We start from the raw sequence: 21,805 nt of genomic DNA, 5'->3' as shown, positions 1-21,805 counted from the left end.
GCGGGTTTTTACTGCACGTCTGACCCGCAAAGGACAGGCAACTACTGTGCATAACGCTGCACTATATCTATCAAGAGGGAGAAAAGTTTTGTTAAAAAAGATTGATTGTGTGATGATACGCGTGTCAGATGTGAAAGCCGCTGTGGACTACTATACAGCTGTATTTGGCTTGCGCCTGATATGGTGGGATGAAGAATCGGCAGGCATGGCCTTCCCCGAAACAGACGCAGAGATTGTCCTGCACAGCAAAACAGACATCCCCGGACGAGTTGAGGTGCATTACCTTGTAGAGGATGTAGAGACGGCTGCACAGACTCTGCGCGCAAATGGTTGTCGTATTCTTGTTGAGCCGTTTCCTATTGCGATAGGAAAGTGTATGGTAATCGAAGATCCATTTGGAACGCGCCTATGCATTCTTGATATGACGAAAGGGCCGCTCAAGCCAGGTCTCCAAATACCCTGAAGGCCTTATTATTCTCCCATCAAAAAACCTGGAAGTTCTATTTTAGTGCGCGCCATATCGGCTCTGTGCTACACTTCTGACAATTATCAGGCATACGGTTTAAGAGCTTGCGCTTGCAGCTAAGCTCTTTCTCATATAGCTATTTCTGAGGTTAAGAAGATTTCTATGCACATTGAAGATTTTCAAACATACCAGCGAGAGTCGCGCAAAACCTGGGGCGAAGTGAAAACTGATAGCCCGATTGTCTATCCTACGTTGGGTCTTACTAACGAGGCTGGCGAGGTCGCCGGCAAGATTAAGAAGATTTTCCGCGATAAGGGCGGCAAAATCTCGGAGGAAGATCGGGAAGCGCTCAAGTATGAGCTGGGAGATGTTCTGTGGTATCTCACTCAGATTTGCACGGAGTTGGATCTCACCCTAGAAGAGGTGGCAACCGCCAACATGCAAAAGTTATTCTCACGACTTGAGCGCAACCAGATCCATGGAGACGGCGATAACAGATAGTGCTCACAATAAGGCTTTTTTTGTACAGGCTCTTCATTCTGTCACTTAATGCAGATATGAACGGGCCTTGCTTTATGCAAGTATTTATGTTATTTGGAGCAAGTCAAATCACCAGGTGGACTTATACGAACAATTGCTGACTTACTCGGCATCGACGGGGGTCAACAGTCCACCTGTAATTTCACTATAGCATACATACCTCACAAACCTATCCCCATCTCATCCCACATGAATCTGAGCCCCAGCGAGAAGACCTATCTGTTCATAAGGACAGGGAGAATCCTGCTCTTCCGACCGATGGATGAATGGCTATCTTCCTTATACATTACAGGAGTAGAGGATAGAACAGAGAAATGGCTAAGTGAGCTAATCACACAATTATTATTTATTACTTCTATGATCTATTTATGTCGAAAAGGCTCACTGTGTCCTGCAATACAAGCTCTGCAAGCATGCTGCAGACAGTTAGAAGAAATGAGACTTCATCTATGACAGAGCAGATTATGCAAGCCATACGCGTTTATCAGTATGGTGGTCCTGAACAGCTTAAGCTTGAAGATATTCCACGCCCAGAGCCAGGGCTTGGCGAAGTGTTGATACGCATCCATACAGCCGGGGTCCTGCCAGCGGAGTGGAAGATGCGCCAGGGTTTCTTTCAAACAATTTTCCCGGCCAGCTTTCCCTACATTCCTGGCTCCGCCATGGCAGGCGTTATAGAAGAGGTTGGGCCTGGAGTGGTTAGTTTCCAGAAGGGGCAAGCAGTTTTTGGTAGGAGCACGCATGGAGCCTACGCTGAGTACACCACAACCGAAGTAGAACCGCCAGCGCTCAAGCCGAACACGTTCAGCCTGCTGGCCCTTAAGCCGAAGGAGCTTAGCTTTGCAGAAGCGGCAACGCTCTCTGGTGGGGCTACGATTGCCTGGACAGGACTCTTTGGCGATGGTCAACTACAAAAGGGCCAGAGCGTCCTGATTCATGGAGCTGCGGGCGGCGTTGGCCTATTTGCGGTCCAGTTCGCCCGCTGGAAAGGGGCCAACGTAATTGCCACCACCTCAACCGCTAATGTAAACTTTGTGCGTGCTCTGGGCGCCGAGACCGTGATCGATTACACCAAAACTCCTTTTGAGCAGGTTGTGCACAATGTCGATCTGGTACTCGATACGATAGGTGGCGAAACGCTTGAGCGCTCAATGCATGTCCTCAAAGCAGGAGGCACGCTGATTTCGCTGCTTGAGCAGCCCGATCAGGAAAAAGCCCTTGCACTTGGTATTAGCGCAAGAAAAAACTCTTTTGCACCGACTAGCGAGCATCTCCGCAGCATAGCTAACCTGATAGCTGAGGAAAAGGTCAAACCTGTTGTAGGCAAACTCTTTCCACTCCACGAAGCACAGCAGGCTCATATTTTGAGCCAGAGTGGCCATGGACGCGGACGTATCGTACTACAAATCACGGCTTAAAGCCCTCAAGGATAGACACGTGAGACTACTCCTGCATGTCCTTACCTGCGTCCAGCACGCCAGGCTATCACAATAAATAGAAGGCCTCCTATCAAAAACCATAGGTCATAGGCATACATCGGGTCCAGCGTGCCATGAGAAATTATATCAATTGCATCCTGAATAAGCCCTACAAGTGCGCGCAGTGACAATACAACCCCGGCTCCCCAGGCAGTTGTAAGCCATATCCAGCGAGGTATGATTCTACTCCAGGTCTGCACAAGAGCAAGGGCAATCACACCGGCAATAATGCACAGGGGAATTGCAGCTATATCTATGGCTAACAAAGGCCCGCCGGCAGCGAGGACCGTCGTCTTCCCTGCCGGCACTACAAGACCTGCCGTGCCGCCCATAACCCAGTAAATATGGACTACAGCAAATAATAATGCCCAGATGCAAGTTAGATATTCTATCCAGGCCATTCTCCAGGATGACGTGCTGATCGTAGAGGAAGCTTGATCGCCAGATATTCTCTTCATACGAATAGCTTATGCTCTTTCTAGCTCCCTAAATTCCTGTTAGTTGGAGCAGAAATAAGTATAGCACACAGTATTCAGAAGCCTTGAGCCGTTTGCCAGGTCTGCTCTTGCTCATTCTAGAGCAGATCGGAGGACACAGGCTACAACATTTCCCCAAGACTCCACCGCTGCGGTACCTGGAGACGCTTAAAAACAGAAGAGCGCGCGTCATTTTGCAAGAAGAGGTCTCGACAACTTTTCGAACTGTCGAGACCTTTAATAAAAGTAACGCTCAGCTGACTTCTATCCCGAGATGCTTCCCAATGTTGAACAAGTGACTCATTTTCTCCAATGATGAAGTATCTCGTAGAGCACAACGGCGGCGGCAATTGAAACGTTGAGCGAATCGCTGCTTCCCTGCATCGGAATTCCCACTGTGAAGTCGCAGAAGGCCTGTTGCGCAGATGAAAGTCCCTGGCGTTCGCTTCCCATCAATAGGATTAAGGGCGATGGATAATGGGCATGTCGATAGTTCAACGTAGCAGCATCAGATGTGCCAACAACAGGATAGTGGTGAAGCCGCTTCCAATCAGCAAAGGCCTGGAAAGAGGTTTTGACCAGGCGTAGCGAGAAAATTGCCCCCATACTAGCGCGCAATGCTGTTGGATCATACGCATCGGTCGTGTGATCAAGCAGAAATGCGCCACGACAACCAACGGCGTCGCAGGTACGCAGAATCGTCCCCAGGTTCCCCGGATTCTGAATCGCTTCAAGAGCAATCCAGCAGTCGTTAGTAGAAAGCCTGATCTGCTCTAAGCGGTTCCATTGCTGGGAAACAACTGCTGCGATCCCTTGCGGATTGTCCTTAAGCGAAAAACTTAGAAAAACCTCAGTGCTAACGCAAAGCGTAGGAAGTCCTTTTTGCCTTTGGTCTTGCAATAGTGTTTGCCCTAGCTGGCTCTTCAGCAATTCTGGTGCAACGATGAGCTGCTGCACCAGTTGTGGATAACGCAGCGCTTCAGTGACAAGTCGCCATCCCTCAAGCAGCGCCAGGCCGGTTTGTTCGCGCACCGAGCGTTTAAGAAGGGCTCGAATCTGTTTGATTTTCGCATTGTTTCGGCTTGTAATGATAGTATCGGAAAAGACAGAAAAGTCTTGTTGTGTTCGTACCAGAGAGTGGTGTTGTTTTGCCATAGAAAATGCCTGCCTTCTAGCTTTAAATGTGCCAGGAAAATCTAAGCTTTGGCCAACCTCTAATAAAGAGGGGTGAGCTTGTAGATGAAACAGGTGATAAAAAGGGGAAAGCCTGATGCAGGCGCGGCAAAAGAGGAAAAAAAAGCAAAACAACATATTGCTTATACAACGTTGGCGTGTATAAGCGTGGCTATGGAAGAAACACGCTTCCTATTTGATCCTTGCCTCCTTACAAGCGCTCTACTCAGGCTTGCAAGGAGGCAGGTACATTTGCTTGAACAATACGTATATTAATTAATTTCATAGAGAAAATGTATCATGCCGCCTGGCTAATGTCAATCAAGAAGCGTAAAATGCACAGCTCACGCTCTACCTGGCTAGATTCCATTCCAGGCATAGCTAACCTGCAGAAAGCTCAATATGCTGAAGCTTATCAGGATTTCTGATAATATCGATCTCTTGAACACGACCATCAACTATCTCCAGAGTCAGGACGGCAAAGACGGCTTCATGCAGAGTGAATAGCATACCAGGACGACCATTGACCTGGGAGATGCGCCAGGTCAGGCCAGCAGGAGCTTTAGAGGAGAAGCCCAGCAATCCGCGTAAAACCTTGTCCCGCCCATAGACAGGACAGAGCGTGGCCCGCACTTTTCCACCACCATCAGCGTACATCACGATATCCTCGGCCAATAGTTTGAGTAAGCCTTCCATATTGCCGCTAACAGCAGCCTGCACAAACTCCTCCATAAGCTTGCGATGCTGCTCGCGGGGAATAGGCTGTTGCGGACGCTGGGAGGCAAGATGTTGCTGAGCTCGATGCACAATCTGGCGACAATTCCCTTCGCTTTTGCCTACGATACGCGCGATCTCATCGTAGTCATAATCGAAGGCCTGCCGCAAAAGAAAGACAGCCCGTTCGATAGGCGAAAGATTTGTAAGTAGGCGCACAAAAGCTAGCGAAAGCGTCTCAGCCATCTCCACATGATCATTTGCCGCGACAACAGGTTCAGGTAGCCAGACACCAATGTATTCCTCATGCTTGTGTTTTGCCAGGCGTAATTGATCAATACAGATATTGGTCACAATTGCACTTAAATAGGCCTTAGGTGAGCGGATCGCGCCTTGCTCGTCCATAACACAGGCTTTATGCCAGCGCAGAAAAGCCTCCTGGACACAATCCTCCGCATCCATTACCGTGCCAAGCATGTTATAGGCAATAGAGAAAAGCAAAGGCTTGTATTGCTGAAAAATTGTTTCTTCGTGCATCTCATATCCCCAGGGGATATTCGGCCCAAACGCTCCGAATATCCCGCGATCTCTGGCTAGCTTTTTGCTCGCTAACGTTTGGAGTGAGGGGAAAGTGCTTTATCTGCCCTCGTTCAGGCATGTCTTTCCTGCCAGCCAAGCCAGCCAGAGAATGAAACATTTATTGACAAGTCTCTTATACAGATACGGGTTGTCGTGTGTATTGCAATACGCTTTGAGCTGCCCGACGAGCGCTGGCAAAGCTAGCTCCAGCCAGGTGCGCTTCGCTACCAATCCAGTCGCCGACCAGGAAGACATTCGCAACCCCTGAATGTTCCGGTTGCGGCATAGCGCTCAATCCGCCGGTGCGCGCCTGGACCATTCCACCCGTCACCTGAAGATGTGGCAAAAACTGTTTCTCTACGACTTCGGCGCGCCAGCCAGGCTGTATCAGATCAAGCCACTCTTCCATCTCCTGGTAGATCGCCCGCGCATCTCCAGGCGCAGCGGGATGAAGATAGCGAATTGTATGGAGCAATACCTGTCCCTGGGGGCAAGCCTGGCACGTTCGGACATCGCCACGCTGCAAAATGGACGATCTATACCTAGCACATAAGCATGTTGTGGCTGTGGAAGACGACGCAAACCAAGATCCAGAACTGCGGCATAGAGTTGATGTCTGCTCTGCTCCCAGGTTCGTAAGGAGGCGCTCTTGCGCTCACCGAGCAAGTCCAAAGCAGGCTCGGCCTCTGTCGCAAGAATCACTGCCCCTGCCTCTAGTATTGTATCATTGGCCAGACGTACCCCGCTCACCTGGTCGGCAGCGTACTCCAGTTCCACCACCCTGCTGTTCGGCATTAGCTGTACCCCGGCTCCCTGGGCCACGCGCTTCAATCCTTCTATCAGCGTTTGCCAGCCATGATCAAGGTAGAGGACAGTTGGCTGCGTGCGCCAGAAGTTCAGGACGAACGCCGCATCCACCAATTCGGGAGCATGCGTATAAGTTGTCAGGCGCGAGAACATATATAAGAATTCACGAATGCGCGGCCGTTCCACATTCTTTTCCGCCCAGGTTTGTAAACTTGTGCCCTCAAGTTGCGTGTGATCAGAGCGCGCAAGTACGGCAAAGAGTCTGGCCAGTTCTAGCTTTTCCCGCATAGTAAACAGACCAGAGGTGATAGTGTTCTTCAAACTAACCGGCAATTGGGCAATTGTGCTTTCATAGGCGCCCATATAACGCGAGAGGTCTGGAGTTTTCCCGCTATAAGCAACACCTAGTTCGTGCAGAATTTGCTCAGCAGGACCACCGAGGTAGAGCGCATGCGCGCCAAGGTTGAATGAAAATCCCTGTACATTTCTCGTAATAGCTCGGCCTCCCAGCAAACTAGATTTCTCAAGCAATGCTACCTCTCGCCCAGCACGAGCCAGATAGGCAGCAGCGGTCAACCCGGCAAGCCCACCGCCGATAACAATTGCATCAAATTTTTGCGCGTGCATAGAAATCCTTCTCCATTCCTGCAAGTAGTCAAAAGTAACCATAGTTATTCGTCTCTGCGAATAATCACACATGGGACGGAAGTAGAAGTTTTTCTGTGACAGCCATTATGGAAATTTCCGCTATTTCCGTTCTTGCCCTTTTAGCACAAAGATTTCTTTACGCTCTTCTCCCCTTTGCAGAGCATTTGTGAGCTTACCGTGATATGAACATTCTCTCTTGAGAGGCAAACGCGAGTGGCACATCTTGCCCTTCATTAAGAAGAACAAAAAACATATTTAATCGATCAGATCTTAGCTAAATAATCATTAATGGGAGCATAAATCATGGCAATTCAAGGACCAGACAAAACAGGCAGCGAGCAGAAGAGAACAAGCCCTATCCAGGGTAAAGAGAGATCTAAAAATCCGCTAAAGAGCCTGAAGGGTAACTATTCAGGTGGGTCAGGAGAAAGCAGGAAGAACAGGGGTCCCTGAAAATAGGTGATCGAAGGCAGAGAACAGTGCAATGCCTTGCTTTCGCAACGTGGAGAGGTAACTGCGAATGCGACAGAACATAGCAATTCCCAGCTCGGTGCGGAAGCAGCCAGAGACTTTTTGCTGCACCTTGATCATGCGCAGGTCGCGCTCGGCCTGGTTGTTGTCAAACGGCACAGCAAAATCATGGAGGAACCGAAGCACCTCCCACTTTCTCTGAGAGAAACGATCCAGCAGGTTACGGGCCGGGCTTTGTTTGGCTCGTCCTGGGAGTCGTTTTCCCTGTGCTGACTTCTTGGGTGGACCCGGCGGTGGATGAGCGAGATAGCCTTCTGCCAGGATCTCATCATAGCGACAAAGCAAGCGTGCGAGCACGAGCAAATCCAATTGTGGCTGACCATGTGTTTTCGCTCGCTCCACCTCAGCCTTCATGTCGAGCAACAGCTCTTTCATCGCTCTCGCCCAGACTTGTCCTAGTTCTTCCTCGATAAAGGTCAGCTCTCGCAGATGATGGACATTGCATAAGGCTTGGGTAAAGCAGTAGCTCTGATAGCTCTGCAACCCATCATGAACACTGGTGCCACGAAACTGTGGAGCGATGCCAATGGCATCAAGGGCCACCCGTCCCCGACTCGGATGAGCCGCATAATAGGTCAGCCGAGCCGTCGAGCAGACATGCACCCACCAGCCCTCTGTGCCGACCCGCATCCCGGTTTCATCCTGATTGAGTACCTTGGCCTTGACCACAGCCGCTCTCAGACGAGTTTCGACCTCCTCCAACTGATGGTAACAGGTTTTGACAAAGCTAGCGATGCTGCCCGCCGAGAGTTGGACTCCCAGCAATTCCTGCAAGAGTTGACTAGCGCGAGCATAAGGCAGAGCCTGACCTTGCACCAAATAGGTGGCGAGCGTTTGGATGCCTCTTCCATACTGTGTTGGAGCCTTCACGCTCGCTGGAAAAGACGCTCGTGTCAGGTGATAACATACGGGGCATTGCTTTTCTTCCACGCGATGCTCCTTGATCCAGAGCCGTTGGCTGGGCAAGTCAATCACCTGGCGTCGTTCTGGTAGAGCTGCTGGAAGGCCACTGAGATCACGGTGACAGTGGGAACAGGCAAGAACTGGATGCACGAGGATCTCATCAGGCGTCTGGACCTGGCGCAGATGATGTCCTCGATGGCCTTTTTGTCCTCCAGGTTTCTTGCCACTCGGCTGCCGCAAGCTCTTAGGAACACGAACAAAGCGATCTGAAGAAGGTGGGAGGCTGCTGTTATGACTATCTTTGGCCACCTGCCCTTCCAAGGCTTTGATGTGCTCTTGCTGGGAGGCAATCACTCCTTCCAGTTCCTTGATCTGCTTGTGCAGCGAACCAATGGCCTGGATGGACTCCCGCACACACTCATGTAAGGTGCGATTGGTATGTCGTAGCGCGTCATTCTCTTGTCGCAGCTGCTCCAACTCGTCATCCTTGTTCATAAGCCTACTCTAGCAGATTGACAGCTCTCTCCGCAACTACCTAGCCCATCTGAATAGTTACCCTGAAGGAATAGCATAACAATCTGCTAATGAAGCATGTTTTTTTGTATTTGTTGCATATATGCTTCACAAATCTGCTCTATAATTGCAATTACCTTCGCAGCCAGTTCTTGCAAGCTTGCAAGCGAAGGCAACTCTTCCGGCTCAAAGGCCAGCCGTATCGTGCGAGCGAGCATAGCTGCCTTTGTCTCCAAAGAAAGACCGCCATGATCTCCAGTTTCCATCTCGCCAGTTTCCTGGAGACCCGGGCTGTCTACCCGTCCCCGGCGCTTCTCACTCACCAGAAATGGACCTAGCAAAGGATCAATAAAGCAGAAGCCGATTAAGGTGGCGCTAAACGCGTACATCTGGGCTTCGAAATCGACATCCGTACGCATCAATCCGCCAGCACGCAACAAGCTCAAATATTGGGAAGCCGCAGCCATTTGTTGCTTTTGCAGCTCAGCATCAACGCCAGCAAAAGAGAGCTTGCCCAACAATTCTTTATTGCCAGTAAAAAGTGCACGCGCTAGTGGACGCCGCATTACAATGAGTAGCAAAGAATGCATCATGCGATGCAGGAGAACCTCTTCTGGGTCGGCCCGCATTTGCTCTAAGAGGGCATTCCAGACATATACTGTCTCACGCATTAAGAGCGTTTGGAATAAACTTTGACGTGTCTTCCAGTGCAAATATACTGTACCTGTGCCAACTCCTGCGCGTTCAGCAATATCATCGATAGTAACACGCTTATATCCCCATTTTAATAGCAGCTCGGCCGCTACATCCAGGATGCGCTCTGCGCGTTCCCTCTGCTTCGAGCGTTCGGCCTGGGCCGGAGCATGATCCATAAAACGCTTCTCTACCTTCTTATTCAGTGAACAATTTACAAATTTCCTCAAATGCTAGCCAGTTTAAAGTATAATGAGTTGGCAGAATAGAGTCAAGGTATGCAGCTTGAGAGGCTCAAATGAGATAGAAGCGCCAGGTATTTTACAAGTCGTCCCACCGGCATCTATGCAAAAATGCATATGTCTCGCCTGTATCCTTTTTTTTGTCTGGTACGTGTACAGATACGTGTGAAGAAAAGATCACAAATTCCATTTCTGGAATTTTTATACAGACGGAGAATAAGTTAAGAATCCATTCTGATCTGTAGAAACAAGAACTGCGTGATGAAATGATGAATAAGCAGCTTGCATAGGACAAGTGCGTTTATTATTCATCCTCACGAAAGGAGCATGTTATGACGACAACTCAGCGTACTACAGTTGTAGGTGTCTTCTCTACACGTAGACAAGCCGAAGATGCAATCAACGAACTCCAGCGTGCAGGATTTACCAACGAACAAATTGGCTTTCTTGTCAAGAACGGCGAGCAGTCAGAGCAGGACTTAAGGTCAACAGCACCAGGGGAAGTCACTAACGCTGCTGTTGGGGCCGTAAGCGGCGGTGTGATTGGTGGAATTGTGGGCGCAGCGGCTGCGCTGTTTATTCCGGGTATCGGACCAGCAGTCGCGGGCGGTATTCTGGCAACAACGCTAGGCGGCGCCGCTGTTGGGGCCGTAGCTGGCGGTCTACTTGGTGTCTTTAGTCAGATGGGTATACCTGAAGAGGAAGCACGCTATTACCAGGGAGAGTTTGAAGCGGGCCGGGCTCTGGTGACCGTTACTGCTCCCAACAGACAAGCGGAGGCTCTTGATATCCTACAGCACAACGGCGCTAGCACCAGTACAAGGCCTGATGCCTACAACGCAAACCAGGCCGGAGCTTATCGCCAGCCTGTCTCGGATACCTATACCCAGCCTGGTCAGTATGATCCGCGCACTGCACCATCCCAGACATACAGCCAGCCTGGCACCTATACCAATCCTGAGACACCTTATCAAGATGAGGCAAATACGCCACGCACCTATGACCCTAACGCTAACCGCCCTTATGATCCAAACGATCCAGCGGTAAGGCGTACTTACGAGTCTAACAATCCTAACGTGCCCTATACTGAGCGCCCTTACGATCCTAATGATCCAAACGCCAGAAGAACATACGAAGCTAACAATCCTGATTTCAGGCGCACTAACGATCCTAACGTGCCCTATACTGAGCGCCCTTACGATCCTAACGATACCTATCCCAGACGCGACTAGTTCCGTACCTTCGTTGCTACCAACCTTAAACTATCCGGCCTCGCTTGCAGCAGCGAGGCCGGATAGTTTATTTAGCAGGCAATTTAAGCTTGCCCTGGCTATGACACCACACAGCAGTATAAATCAGCTGGAGATTATCTGATGCGCGCTCCGCCATCGCATTCGAGGATTGTGCCAGCCATAAATGTATTCTTGATGAGGAATGCGATGGCCTGGGCAACATCTTCCGCGCGGCCAGCACGCTTGACCGGCGTTGCTGCGGTTATTTGCGCAAATATTGCCTCTCTCATCTCGCTGGGAAAACCGCTCCACCAGGGCGTATCGATAAGTCCTGGCGATACAGCATTCACCCGTAAGGGCTGCAGCTCTAGAGCTAAGGATGGGATTATTGCTTCCAGGGCGCCATTAAGTGTGGCCAGACCCGCAGCTCCTGCCGAGGCTGTACGTGCGGAAACCGCGCTCACAAAGGTTAGCGAGCCATCTTTACGCAGGTAGTCAAGACTGGCCTGAGCGGCCTGAAGCTGGGCCCAGTACTTGGTCTCGAAGGCACGACGCAGCATGGTAAAATCCAGCGTGCGGAAATCCCCCATCCCTTCGCTGCTGCCCAGGGTCAGGACAAGGTGATCAAAGGAACCTACGCGCTTAAAGAAGGCTTGCACCTCTTCTAATACGCTTGCATTTACCACATCATAAGCCACTTGCTGCTCTATTGAGACGCTGGCCTGAACCAGCTTCTCGCGCTGGCGAGCGGCAATTGTTACCTTTGCCCCCTGCTCGGCTAGCATTTTCGCCGTTGCCAGGCCAATTCCAGACGAGCCACCAATAATAACTATGTGCTGATCCGCGACGCTCATCTTCAATTCCTTTCTCATACGAGCAAGAACTCTCGCCCTCTACTCGCGCATCTATTTTATTGTATACGGTACGTACCGTTTCTTTATTATAGGCGATACGTTCCGTGTTGTAAAGGGGTAGAGTTAGCGAATCCTATTCCAGTACAAGCTTAGCCCCATCTCGATCTTGGATCGAAGCCGATGAACAACGACAATGAGCAATAGGCCCATTGTATCGAGCAGAAGATGGCGCTTGCGTCTTTTCATCTTCTTGCCTACCATCTCGGTCGTTTTCACACTTTGGCTATCAAGACTGGCGGCACCAGGCTGAGGATAATGCCCATCGGCCACACTGAGTTGCGTTCTGGGGAATTCGTTGATCGCTTGTCATAGCTCACTGCGCCACCAAGCATGAGAGGGATGCGAAACAATGCCATAGGGCGGGAAGGCCCTAATAAATCTCGCCAAGTACACCCGTTGCGATTGAGGCATTAAAGAAGGTATTGAGCATTTCCCGCCGGGAATATTCAATTTTGCGGCCCAACTTCTTGGGATCATGTAGAGAAATACTGGAGCTCAGAGAGCCAACAATGGTTTCATATCTTTCAAGAGTTGAGGAAACGTCACAAAATGCGCTTCTTCGTTCAAATGTGCACCGCCTTGAATAACTGTCAGCGGAGTTGCTAGCTGGCGTGCAATCTCATTGGTCTGCTCGAATGGGACATAGGGATCATCATCACTCGCATATACGTGAACACGCCCTGCTAACTTTCCGATCGTTTGCCAATCGAAAGGCGAAGCAAAAAATGAGGCATTGATCTTATCATAGTCAGGCAGGCCCACAGCACCAACGAAACCAGCAGCAAGGAACGTCCCAAGGATAGGATGCTCGCTTTCTTCTAGCAGACGGAGTGCAAATCCGGCCCCCATACTGTGCCCAACAAGAATCGTCTCTGGAGTTAATCCTCGTACTTGTGCTCGAAATGCCTGTTTCCACGAGATGAGGCTTTGACCTGCAGGCGTTGGAAAGAGAGGAAGAGTTACAGAGTGACCGTAGGACTCAATACGTTTGGCAAGCCAGGGAAACCAGTTTCCTGTGGGAGTTCCATAGCTGCCATGAAGAATGATGATTTGTTTCTTGACAGTAGAAACCATAATTTCTCTGTTCTCCTTTAATTCCAATATCTGACCTAGTATACCTTGTGGGCTACGTGAGGAACAAGCATCCTCGTTAAAACCTCCTCAGCGAAGTGTTTCTGCTCTCTATTTCTTACAAACTCTCAGTAGAGAGCCGACTGCAAGGCAAAGGCTGATCGCAAGGCTTTAGCCACAAGAGCAATTGCTTGCTTTGTGTAAAGGCTGCCTGCTTGTTCCAAAGGGACGAGCGCACCTGGCTGCATTGGCTTGCTCACGCTCATCCCAGATGAAATGGAGTTTCTCCTTACTCCAGGAAGCCTTGAGAAACAAGCCAGTCAGCGAATTGCTCAATCCAGCGATCGCTCGGCAAGCCCTGTTTTGTCATGCCAAAGCCATGGCCGCCTTTAGCATAGATGTGAAGTTCCACGGGATGCCCAGAGGCTTTCCAGGCGTTATACAGGGGCATATTGCCATCTGCAATCGACGGGTCATCATCGGCAAGCGCGATAAACAACGGCGGCGCATCCTGTGGGACCTTGAGCTCTTGCCAGACCGGACCATAGATTGGAGCCGCGAAAGCCGGCCGGCTCTCGGCCGTATATTGCGTAGCTGCCGCCAGAGCGATTGCGCCACCTGCCGAGAAGCCAAGGACACCGATCCTTTCAGGATCAACGCCCCATTCAGAGGCGCGTTGGCGCACCAGCTTAAGGGCCTGTTGACCATCGCTAATCCCTACAGGTGCCTGCGCTTGCATGCCTGCGACATCATGTACTATATGCATAAATTGCGCCATAAAATCTTCATCGCGCTCGGGAGTTGGCGCCAGGCGATATTTGAGGACAAAGGCGGCCACACCGCGCTCATTGAGCCAGCGCGCTACCTCCTCTCCCTCAACTTCAATGGAGAGGAAAGAGAAGCAGCCTCCGGGGCAGACAACAACAGCGGTTCCGTTGGCCCTCGAAGGATCGGGCAAGTAGGCCTGTAGAGTTGGCTCTACAACATTGCGTATCAAGCGAGTTGGTGTCGGAATGTGCAAAGGAGGGAAAATGGTTTCCTGCTCAGTTCGCCCCTGGCTGATACCGCCGGGAACACCAGCGGGCCAGACAAGGAAAGTCTCTGTATGAGTTGTATTTTTCATCAAAGCCTCTTTTCTAGAAATCTTCATTCTTCATAAAAGAAGATATAGTGGGGGTTGCGGTAATATTTGCTGCCTGCCAGCCGCAAGCTCGCTCGACAAGCTTCATAGTCTAGCGCGAGATAGCAGCGAGCTATTCTTGCCCTCGCTTCTGCCATGAGTATAGAGAGAAAAGGGGCAGGAGCGCACGCCCCATCAGGGTTATAAGGCGGGTGGTTCTTTGCAAGGATCAGGGCTAAAGCAGTTTGAGATGGCGCGCAACCTCACCAGCTTCCAGGCGATTGGTCACAGCGAGCTTGCGATAGAGATTTTTGACGTGGCCTTTGACAGTATTGACAGAGATAATCAGAGACTCGGCAATTTCAGCCTTGCTGCGCCCGGCCACCAGTAAAGCGAGCACGCGCATCTCCTGGGCGGTAAGCTGCTCATCCTGTCCATGAGCAGCTGTTTTACCTGCTAAAGCGCTAGCAAAGGCTTGAAGCAGGCTGCGCACATAAGCCCGCAAAGGTCGCTCGGCCAGCGCAGGCAAAAGCGAGCGCAGAAGAGCGCGCATCGGTTCCCCTTCATCCAGGAAGAGGCGCACAAAGCCCTCGGCTCTCGCCTGAACAAGGGCTGCTGAGAGATACTGCTGGGCTTGATTCTTCTGCTGAAGAGAGGAATATGCCAGCGCAATGAGTAGCTGGCCTTCTAGTGCACGCCTGTGCTGCTTACCTTGTCGAGCAGTGCTAAGGAGTCGCGCAAGTATAGGAAGAGCGCCCTTAGCCTGTCCCTGTGCCAGCCGCAAACGTGCATGTAGCAGCTCTAAGTCCTGCTGCTGGAGAAGAGTCAGATTATCTCCCAGATCAGCCAGCGAAGCCAGAGTGCGCGAGGCCGCAGTCAGATCCCCATCTTTGATCTGGCTGCGTGCAAGATACATAAGAACCTCCGGTATGAGTAAAGATGTCAGCGGGCTGGCCTGTAAACGCACCAGGAGGGCTTCAAGCTCTTGCTTAACTAATGCACCTTCTTCACGCGCGCGCAACAGCTTCAGCCGTAAAAGCTCGCTCTTCGTGCGTATCTCCTCTCCCCAACGCAGAAATAAGCCTCTTTCGCTAGAAGGGGCGATCTCATGGAGCTGCTGTTCCATTTTTTCAAGCTGGTTCCACTCATAAGAGAGGTGGGCCAGCCCGCTGAGAGAGGCCACATAAGGAACTCCTTCTCCACCCTCAAATTCACGGGCCATATCTATCGCCTGTTGAAAGTACTCGCCGGCGCGATGGAGCTCACCCAATTCAAGGCAAACATCGCCAAGCATTCTGCCAATAGCCGGCCTTAGTGCGCCATCTCCTCTCTGCAAGCTAAAAGTGTAGGCCTCAAGCAAATGCTGATATGCCTCCTCGAAAGAACCCGCCTGCATGGCCTCTACAGCCAGCGCGCATAGACAGATACAGCGCCAATCGTGGCGCGCATAAAAATAGCTGCTAGGTAGCTCTACTGTCAGGGGAAAGAGTTGAAGCGCCTGGTGCGCATAGGGGATCCCTGTAGTTGTATCGCCATTAAGGAAGGCATAGGTAGCGCGTAAAGCATAGAGCATCCCGACATGGTAAAGCTTTTCCTGACGTCGCCATCCCTCCTCAGCCATCTGCAAAAGATCCTTGACACACGCAAGTTCTAAGGACATATCGCTCATCTCTTCAGGAAAAAGGCGCGCCTGGGCATAACGAAAACAGAGTGCGGGATGTGCACGTAGCAGAGCTGTTGGCAGTTGTGGCAACCAGCGCCGTACAGTATGGGACTCGGAAAAATAGGAACGCTCATGGAGGCGTTCAATAAGCTGGGCCGCATGCTCGAACGCACCAGCCGCCAATATAGCCTCGATAGCTTCCACCAGCATATTATGCTCTTCATACCAGCGTGCAGCCTTTGCCTGCAGACCTTGCAGTTCTTCTTCTCCCAGGCGCCGAAGTGCCTCCGCTTGCATAATTTCGGCAAAGAGCGCATGGTAGCGATACCATTCACCGGCACTATCCAATGCTTCCAGGAAGAAGCCCGAGCGCTCAACTACTTCCAACCACATAGCGCTCTCCTGCCTGCCAGTCACAGCCGCACAGAGAGAGCCCGTCAGCCGACTGAGCAGGCTGGTCTGAAGCAAGAAGAGCTGCAACGGCTCCGGCTGGGCGCTCAGCACCTCGCTCAAGAAATACTCCTGAATTGCCCGCTGCGTGCGAGTGGTGAGCGAACCGAGCTGCAAGCGGGCAAGAGCATCCTCAACTGCCAATGGAGCCACCTGACCCTGTAAGCTAAGCACAAATAGGCGCAGTCCGGCAGCCCAGCCATCTAGATGGACCTCAAGCTGGCTAACGGCTTTATCCGAGGCAGTTGCAGGGAGGAGCTGGCTCAGAAAGCTGGCAGTTTCCGCGTGAGAGAAGCGCAAATGGCTACCGAAAATTTCCAGCAGATCACCACGAGCTCGCCAGCGTGCCAGAGGCAAAGGCGGCTCACTGCGCGTCAGGATAAGGATATGGAGAGAGTCTGGCAGATGCTCGATAAAAAAGGTCAACGTCTCGTGGATACAGAAATGCTCGATGAGATGATAATCTTCAAGGACCAGAACACCAGCCTGAACATTTCGCATGAGATCGTTGAGCAAGAGAGTAAGCACTGTTTCCAGCGCGGACGGCGAGAGCGCCAAACGGGCCAGTTGGAAGAGCTGAGCAAGAGCCTTCTTACCGATCTCGGCTTGAAAGGACTGACAGGCTTTGATCAGAGAGGACCAGAAACGTAGCGGATCATTATCGCCCCGCTCAAGCGAGAGCCAGGCCACGGGTTCGGGGCTATGTTCAGCCATTACTGCCTGCGAATGGCGATAGGCAATCCACTGGGTAACCAGGGTGGTCTTGCCACAGCCGGCCGAGGCCTGCAAAAGCGTCAATTTCTGCTCCTGTCCCGCCTCTAGCAACCTAAGCAAGCGTGAGCGCTTCACCAGCTGGGCCGGCAGCCGAGGAGGATGTAGCCTGGTTTCGAGCAGTGGCATCACAGCTTCATTTTCAGAGGTCAAGGAATTGCTGTGAGGAATGACCTTAAAATTATCGGCTTTGCTCTGCTCGCTTCCCTGGATACGCCGCTCCAGGACAAGGGCTACTTCGTGGAGCCGGGCAAGCGTAAGATCCCGCGCTTTGCCCAGATAGGCTCGATAGAGCTTGCCTTGATAACTGCGATAAGCTTTCCAATATTCGCCACCACGCTGATTCCCTGCGCGTTCTTTACGTGCAGTGTAAGAGCTAGCGAGCCCCTGGAAGGCAAAGATTGTAGTAGTCTCTTTCTGGAGCCAGGCAAACCAGCTTTCCGAGCCAGCAACAAGAGAAAGCGTTTGGTCAGCATAAGCAATCAGGAGCATATTATCGCGTATAACAGGTGTTGATCGAGCCATGCATCATACTTCTCATCTTTATAATTATCTTGCCACTTAACGGATCTAAAATTCCCTAACACTATAGCATATGTTAGGGAATTTTACTCGCTTCCGCCCTATCTTCTTTCAAGCCCACAGCTGCCAGGTCGGAGAATAAGCTCTGGTCTGCAAATAGTTACTTGCTCATCCTGAGCACCTCTAAGCATCGACGGAGCTCAGATATTGGCAAAGTGTATCACGAAGCTGATCGAGATGCGCCTGACTATGTGCCAACCCCAGCACCTGACAACCTACTGCATTTATTGGACCCAGTTGAGGAATCATCGTTCTCGTGACATCCAGATGGGGATTGTCGGGCCAAGCCTCAAGAAATGCGCAGCACATGCGACGACTCTCGCGAAGACGAGCCTGCAAGAGCTGAAGAGTAGATATCTCCTGCCAGGGCGTCTCATAGCGCAAGCGGCCCTCAAACTGCACGCCGCGCGCAACCATAGCCGCAATCGCCGCCGATTCCTCAAGCGTCGCCGTCAGATGAGCAACAATATGGCTGAGGGTCCAGCCCTGCCCGCTCTGGTCACTAGCCGCAGGATCGCGCGGCACAAAGCTTACTGCCGCATCAGTTGCCGCAGCGAGGATAGAGTTAATAGTATCAAAGAATTCATCAGTTATGCGCCGCAAATCAGCGTGCTTGAGATCAGAGGTCAGATCTGAAAGTTGGGCCCGACCAGCGAACACAGCGGCAAGATCAAAGTTCATAGCCTTATCCTTTCTTAGCCAGGCAAATTTAGTATGATATCCTCATGCTTGCCATAGTTTGCACACAAACTTATCAATTGACAAAAAAGGGCTCTCCAACCTCACCTCTCTGCACTATTATAGAAAGCTCGTGCGAGCAGTCGAAGAAAAAAGTCCCGTTCATCAGCGGAAAAATCGGCTAAGGCGTGAGCATTCACTTCCTCTACAAGGGCAGTAGTAATCTGCTCAAGCGCGCGTCCCTGAGCGGTGAGAAACACCCGTTGCACCCGCTTGTCCAGGGGATCGGTGCGACGTTGAATAAGCTCCATCTGGCTCATGCGTTGAACCAATCCTGTGATTGTGGCCTTATCCAGGCCGAGCAGTTCTTGCAACTCCACCTGAGATCGCCCTTCCTGCTGCCAGAGTTGCTTAAGCAAGGTCCATTGGGGCATTGTTACCCCGTAATTTTTTAAGCGCCGCTCCATATCAAGAGCTATGGAATGAGCCAATTTAATCACAAGTAAAGCTGGCATTTCAGGACAATTCATCAAGGATGTCCTCTATCAATAAGTTTGTATGCCAACAATATATATCTTCGCATGGAGCTTGTCAAGGGCTGGCAATCAGCCAAAAGAGGATGAAGATCTTATGCCCTGCTCGCCGCAAATGATTTATTCGTATCCAGGTGAGACCGGGATTATAAAATTCTATTGACAACCAAAACGTTTTGGCTTTATACTTATCTTGTAACCAAAACGTTTTGGTTACTTGCCAGGCAAACAACTCTCTTCTTATTTGGAGTCGTAGAGCAATGCATACAATCCATGATGTAGCAAAAGCTGCAGGCGTCTCGATAACCACAGTCTCACGAGCCTTGAATGGGCATAGCGATGTGGGCGAGAAAACCCGTCAAAGAATTATAAGCATTGCCAAAGAGCTTGACTATCAGCCAAACGCAGCAGCGCGCAACTTGCGGACAAAGCGGACCGATAGTATTGCCCTTGCACCTGGATTACCGCCAGCCGAAGAAGCTAATCTCTTCTTTAAGCAATTTATTGGCACCCTGGCCTTCGATTGTTTTCAGCACAACCTCAGTTTATTAGTAACCTTACCCTACTTACAAGCGGATGCCACGAAGACCTATCAGCAGCTGGCAAGAACCAGCCGCGTCGACGGTATCATCCTGGCAAGCATTCAACCGCAGGATCAGCGTATAGCTCTGCTGCAAAGCATGGATATGCCCTTTGTGGCCTTCGGGCGCTTGCGCGCTGAAAACGATCTTACCTATCCGTTTGTAGATGTCGATGGCAAAATGGCTATACGCAAGATTGTAGATTACTTATATGGGCAAGGGCATCGGCGCATAGCCTATCTCAGCGATCTACTTGATGCTTCCTATATTTATTATCGCCGGGACGGCTATCTTGAAGCCCTACAAGCACACAACCTTAGTGAAGATCCTCGCCTAATTATTATGGGTCTGCACTCTCAGCAAGAGACTACTCAGGCCCTGGAAAGCCTTTTTGGGCTTTCAGCTGAAAGTATACCGACAGCCATTGTCACGAGCAATGATCGGCTCGCTATGTACGTCCTATCAGCTTTGCGCATGCAGGGCCGTGCTGTTGGGAAAGGAGCTGGCCAGATCGCCCTAGCCAGCTTTGATGACCTTCCCTTTGCAGCCTATATTCAACCTTCATTGACAACTATCCATCCACCCCTGGAAGAGTTATCCAAACTCTTGCTGGAATTACTGGTGAGTATCCTGAAACAGGAGGAGCTAAACATACAGGAAGCGATCTATCCGCATGCTACCCGGCTGGGTCCCCAGCAATTTCTCTTAGAGCCTGATTTGATTATACGAGATTCAGCCTAGCTTTCCAGGATCTCGCTACTATTTTTAGCATCGTTCTTTGCGAAGGATGATGATAGGACGACGTGTTTTCATTTTGTATGGCCCACAGTTGTAGAACAACGCCTGTTCTGCGCAACCAAACACGCACTTTTTGCTCATTTATTTTTTAATATCCTTATTACTCTTCATACTTTTTGTAGGAGATGAAGCCTCGGACATTTTAAAGTTTGGCAGCTCTTTGGCATCGCTTATCAGGCTATTTTATAATGGAGGACACCATGATACCCGAACAGTTCTCAGCCCTTGATGAAGCCATCACTCGTATACGCAACGGCCGCTTGAGCAGGCGCAGCTTTCTTGAGCGCACTCTGGCTATCGGCTTAAGCAGTGGTGCGGCCGTCTCCCTGTTGGAAGCTTGTGGAGGCAACAGCAACAGTAGTGGCGGCAATGGTGCAGCCACCAATCTCATTTGGATCAGCGAACAGGATCAGAGCGGTACCTATCAAATGCTTGTCGATACTTTCAACAAGACAATCGGTCAACAAAAAGGCCTTCATGTAACCTATCAATCAGGTCCAGCTAAGACCGATGATTTGCTCACGCAATACACAAACATGTTACGCGCACGTAACGCAAGCGTTGATGTTCTCTCCATCGATATTATCTATCCTGCTCAATTTGCCGCCAGCCAATGGACCGTCGCCATAAGCGATACGCAGTGGCCAGCGGCCGAGCGCGCTAAATTTCTGCCTGGCCCTATCAAAGGTTGTACCTACCAGAATCAGCTCTGGGCGGCTCCTTTGCGCACGGATCTAGGCCTGCTCTACTATCGTAAAGACCTGCTACCAAATCCTCCAAAGACCTGGGATGAGCTTAACAGCCTGGCGACTGCGACCGCTCCCTCTAAAATCAAATATGGCTATGTCTGGCAAGGCGCGCAATACGAGGGCCTGGTCTGCGATTTTGTCGAGGTGCTCTATGGTTATAACGGAACCATTCTAGATCCTAATGATCCAAGCAAAGTGACAATTAATAGTCCCGAAGCCAGGCAGGCCCTCACCCGTATGGTAAGCTGGGTAGGCACGATCTCACCTGAAGCGGTAACCACTTATCAAGAAGATCCTGCCCGCCAGGTCTGGCAGAATGGCAACGCAGCCCTTATGCGCAACTGGCCATACGCCTACGCGCTTAGCAGCGATCCTAAGCAATCGCAGATCGTTGGCAAGTTTGACATTTCCGCTATGCCCTATGGCGGCAGCGGCACGGTTGGGCATTCGGCGATTGGCGGCTGGAATCTGGCGATCAACGCCTTCTCCAAAAAAGCCGATGCTTGCTGGGAGTTCATCCATTACATGCTCCAGGATGATGCCCAAAAACAACTGGCGATCAAGGGAACTTTTACGCCCACCCTGCAAAGCATTTACACAGATAACGACGTGCTGGCGAAGCAACCGCTGTTTGGCAAGTTAGGGCCTATTCTCAAGAATGGTCTGCCGCGGCCGGTCTCCCCCAAATATAGCGATATCTCAGATATCCTTCAGCGCTATATCCATCAGGCGCTCAAGAAACAGATAAGTGTCGATACTGCTCTGAGCAGCCTTGAGACCGAGCTTAAAAAAGCTCTCGCCTCCTGATCTAATCAATCTATGCCATAGGCTTAGAGCTCAAAGAGCATGCCGGGGAGCAAATCAGGCAGCCTTATGCCTGAGCAGAGGATCAACATCCCT

Annotated in this window: 19 protein-coding genes; 6 read left to right on the top strand and 13 right to left on the bottom strand. The window is 50.9% G+C overall.

The window, feature by feature from the left end; translation table 11 throughout:
• Positions 1 to 88: 88 nt before the first annotated feature.
• The 3 genes from EPA93_RS12350 to EPA93_RS12340 all read left to right on the top strand — a co-directional run bounded on the left by EPA93_RS12350 (position 89) and on the right by EPA93_RS12340 (position 2,424).
• On the top strand, positions 89 to 463 hold the full coding sequence (locus EPA93_RS12350) for a VOC family protein (RefSeq protein ID WP_129887817.1): 375 nt from the start codon (positions 89 to 91) through the stop codon (positions 461 to 463).
• A 165-nt stretch (positions 464 to 628) separates the two neighbouring features.
• A complete protein-coding gene (locus EPA93_RS12345; RefSeq protein ID WP_129887816.1) occupies positions 629 to 967 on the top strand; it encodes a nucleoside triphosphate pyrophosphohydrolase family protein in 339 nt (112 codons plus the stop codon).
• Between the two features lie 488 nt (positions 968 to 1,455).
• Entirely contained in the window at positions 1,456 to 2,424 is a 969-nt protein-coding gene (locus tag EPA93_RS12340) for an NADP-dependent oxidoreductase (RefSeq protein WP_129887815.1), read from the top strand.
• A 41-nt stretch (positions 2,425 to 2,465) separates the two neighbouring features.
• Here EPA93_RS12340 and EPA93_RS12335 read toward each other — a convergent pair whose 3' ends face one another.
• The 7 genes from EPA93_RS12335 to EPA93_RS12305 all read right to left on the bottom strand — a co-directional run bounded on the left by EPA93_RS12335 (position 2,466) and on the right by EPA93_RS12305 (position 9,700).
• Positions 2,466 to 2,942, bottom strand: a complete 477-nt coding sequence (locus EPA93_RS12335; protein WP_129887814.1) for a DUF3995 domain-containing protein — start codon at positions 2,940 to 2,942, stop codon at positions 2,466 to 2,468.
• Positions 2,943 to 3,260: 318 nt separating this feature from the next.
• Entirely contained in the window at positions 3,261 to 4,115 is an 855-nt protein-coding gene (locus EPA93_RS12330; RefSeq protein WP_207229519.1) for a TrmH family RNA methyltransferase, read from the bottom strand.
• A 399-nt stretch (positions 4,116 to 4,514) separates the two neighbouring features.
• Positions 4,515 to 5,384, bottom strand: coding sequence for an RNA polymerase sigma-70 factor (locus EPA93_RS12325; protein WP_129887813.1), 870 nt, complete (start codon positions 5,382 to 5,384; stop codon positions 4,515 to 4,517).
• A gap of 175 nt (positions 5,385 to 5,559) precedes the next feature.
• Entirely contained in the window at positions 5,560 to 5,835 is a 276-nt protein-coding gene (locus EPA93_RS12320; protein ID WP_129887812.1) for a hypothetical protein, read from the bottom strand.
• Positions 5,814 to 6,860, bottom strand: a complete 1,047-nt coding sequence (locus EPA93_RS12315; protein WP_165423046.1) for a phytoene desaturase family protein — start codon at positions 6,858 to 6,860, stop codon at positions 5,814 to 5,816. The genes EPA93_RS12320 and EPA93_RS12315 overlap by 22 nt, the downstream gene beginning before the upstream one ends.
• A gap of 441 nt (positions 6,861 to 7,301) precedes the next feature.
• On the bottom strand, positions 7,302 to 8,810 hold the full coding sequence (gene tnpC, locus EPA93_RS12310; RefSeq protein WP_129886188.1) for an IS66 family transposase: 1,509 nt from the start codon (positions 8,808 to 8,810) through the stop codon (positions 7,302 to 7,304).
• 86 nt (positions 8,811 to 8,896) lie between these two features.
• Positions 8,897 to 9,700: a TetR/AcrR family transcriptional regulator gene (locus EPA93_RS12305; RefSeq protein WP_129887810.1), complete on the bottom strand. Its 804-nt coding sequence runs from the start codon at positions 9,698 to 9,700 to the stop codon at positions 8,897 to 8,899.
• 395 nt (positions 9,701 to 10,095) lie between these two features.
• Between EPA93_RS12305 and EPA93_RS12300 the strand changes: the two genes are divergently transcribed.
• Entirely contained in the window at positions 10,096 to 10,995 is a 900-nt protein-coding gene (locus EPA93_RS12300) for a general stress protein (protein WP_129887809.1), read from the top strand.
• Positions 10,996 to 11,129: 134 nt separating this feature from the next.
• Here EPA93_RS12300 and EPA93_RS12295 read toward each other — a convergent pair whose 3' ends face one another.
• From EPA93_RS12295 to EPA93_RS12270, 6 genes are all read right to left on the bottom strand, one after another.
• The gene (locus EPA93_RS12295; RefSeq protein WP_207229518.1) at positions 11,130 to 11,849 is read right to left on the bottom strand and encodes an SDR family oxidoreductase; all 720 of its coding nucleotides are present in this window, start codon (positions 11,847 to 11,849) and stop codon (positions 11,130 to 11,132) included.
• A gap of 555 nt (positions 11,850 to 12,404) precedes the next feature.
• The gene (locus EPA93_RS12290) at positions 12,405 to 12,983 is read right to left on the bottom strand and encodes an RBBP9/YdeN family alpha/beta hydrolase (RefSeq protein WP_129887807.1); all 579 of its coding nucleotides are present in this window, start codon (positions 12,981 to 12,983) and stop codon (positions 12,405 to 12,407) included.
• A 286-nt stretch (positions 12,984 to 13,269) separates the two neighbouring features.
• Positions 13,270 to 14,103, bottom strand: coding sequence for an alpha/beta hydrolase (locus tag EPA93_RS12285; protein WP_165423045.1), 834 nt, complete (start codon positions 14,101 to 14,103; stop codon positions 13,270 to 13,272).
• A 232-nt stretch (positions 14,104 to 14,335) separates the two neighbouring features.
• The gene (locus tag EPA93_RS12280; protein ID WP_129887805.1) at positions 14,336 to 17,509 is read right to left on the bottom strand and encodes a winged helix-turn-helix domain-containing protein; all 3,174 of its coding nucleotides are present in this window, start codon (positions 17,507 to 17,509) and stop codon (positions 14,336 to 14,338) included.
• Positions 17,510 to 17,689: 180 nt separating this feature from the next.
• On the bottom strand, positions 17,690 to 18,247 hold the full coding sequence (locus EPA93_RS12275; RefSeq protein WP_129887804.1) for a DinB family protein: 558 nt from the start codon (positions 18,245 to 18,247) through the stop codon (positions 17,690 to 17,692).
• Between the two features lie 101 nt (positions 18,248 to 18,348).
• Positions 18,349 to 18,774, bottom strand: a complete 426-nt coding sequence (locus EPA93_RS12270) for a MarR family winged helix-turn-helix transcriptional regulator (RefSeq protein ID WP_129887803.1) — start codon at positions 18,772 to 18,774, stop codon at positions 18,349 to 18,351.
• 263 nt (positions 18,775 to 19,037) lie between these two features.
• Here EPA93_RS12270 and EPA93_RS12265 point away from each other — a divergent pair, with 263 nt between their 5' ends.
• Complete coding sequence (locus EPA93_RS12265; protein ID WP_129887802.1) at positions 19,038 to 20,099, top strand: LacI family DNA-binding transcriptional regulator; 1,062 nt, start codon at positions 19,038 to 19,040, stop codon at positions 20,097 to 20,099.
• A gap of 257 nt (positions 20,100 to 20,356) precedes the next feature.
• Positions 20,357 to 21,712 carry an ABC transporter substrate-binding protein gene (locus EPA93_RS12260; RefSeq protein WP_165423044.1) on the top strand — a complete coding sequence of 452 codons (1,356 nt, stop codon included), beginning with the start codon at positions 20,357 to 20,359 and terminating at the stop codon, positions 21,710 to 21,712.
• Positions 21,713 to 21,805 lie beyond the last annotated feature (93 nt).

Origin of the sequence: Ktedonosporobacter rubrisoli (assembly GCF_004208415.1) — a bacterium.
Classification (GTDB): domain Bacteria; phylum Chloroflexota; class Ktedonobacteria; order Ktedonobacterales; family Ktedonobacteraceae; genus Ktedonosporobacter; species Ktedonosporobacter rubrisoli.
Note: the sequence above shows the minus strand (reverse complement) of the source record. Positions and strands in the feature narration are given on the sequence as shown.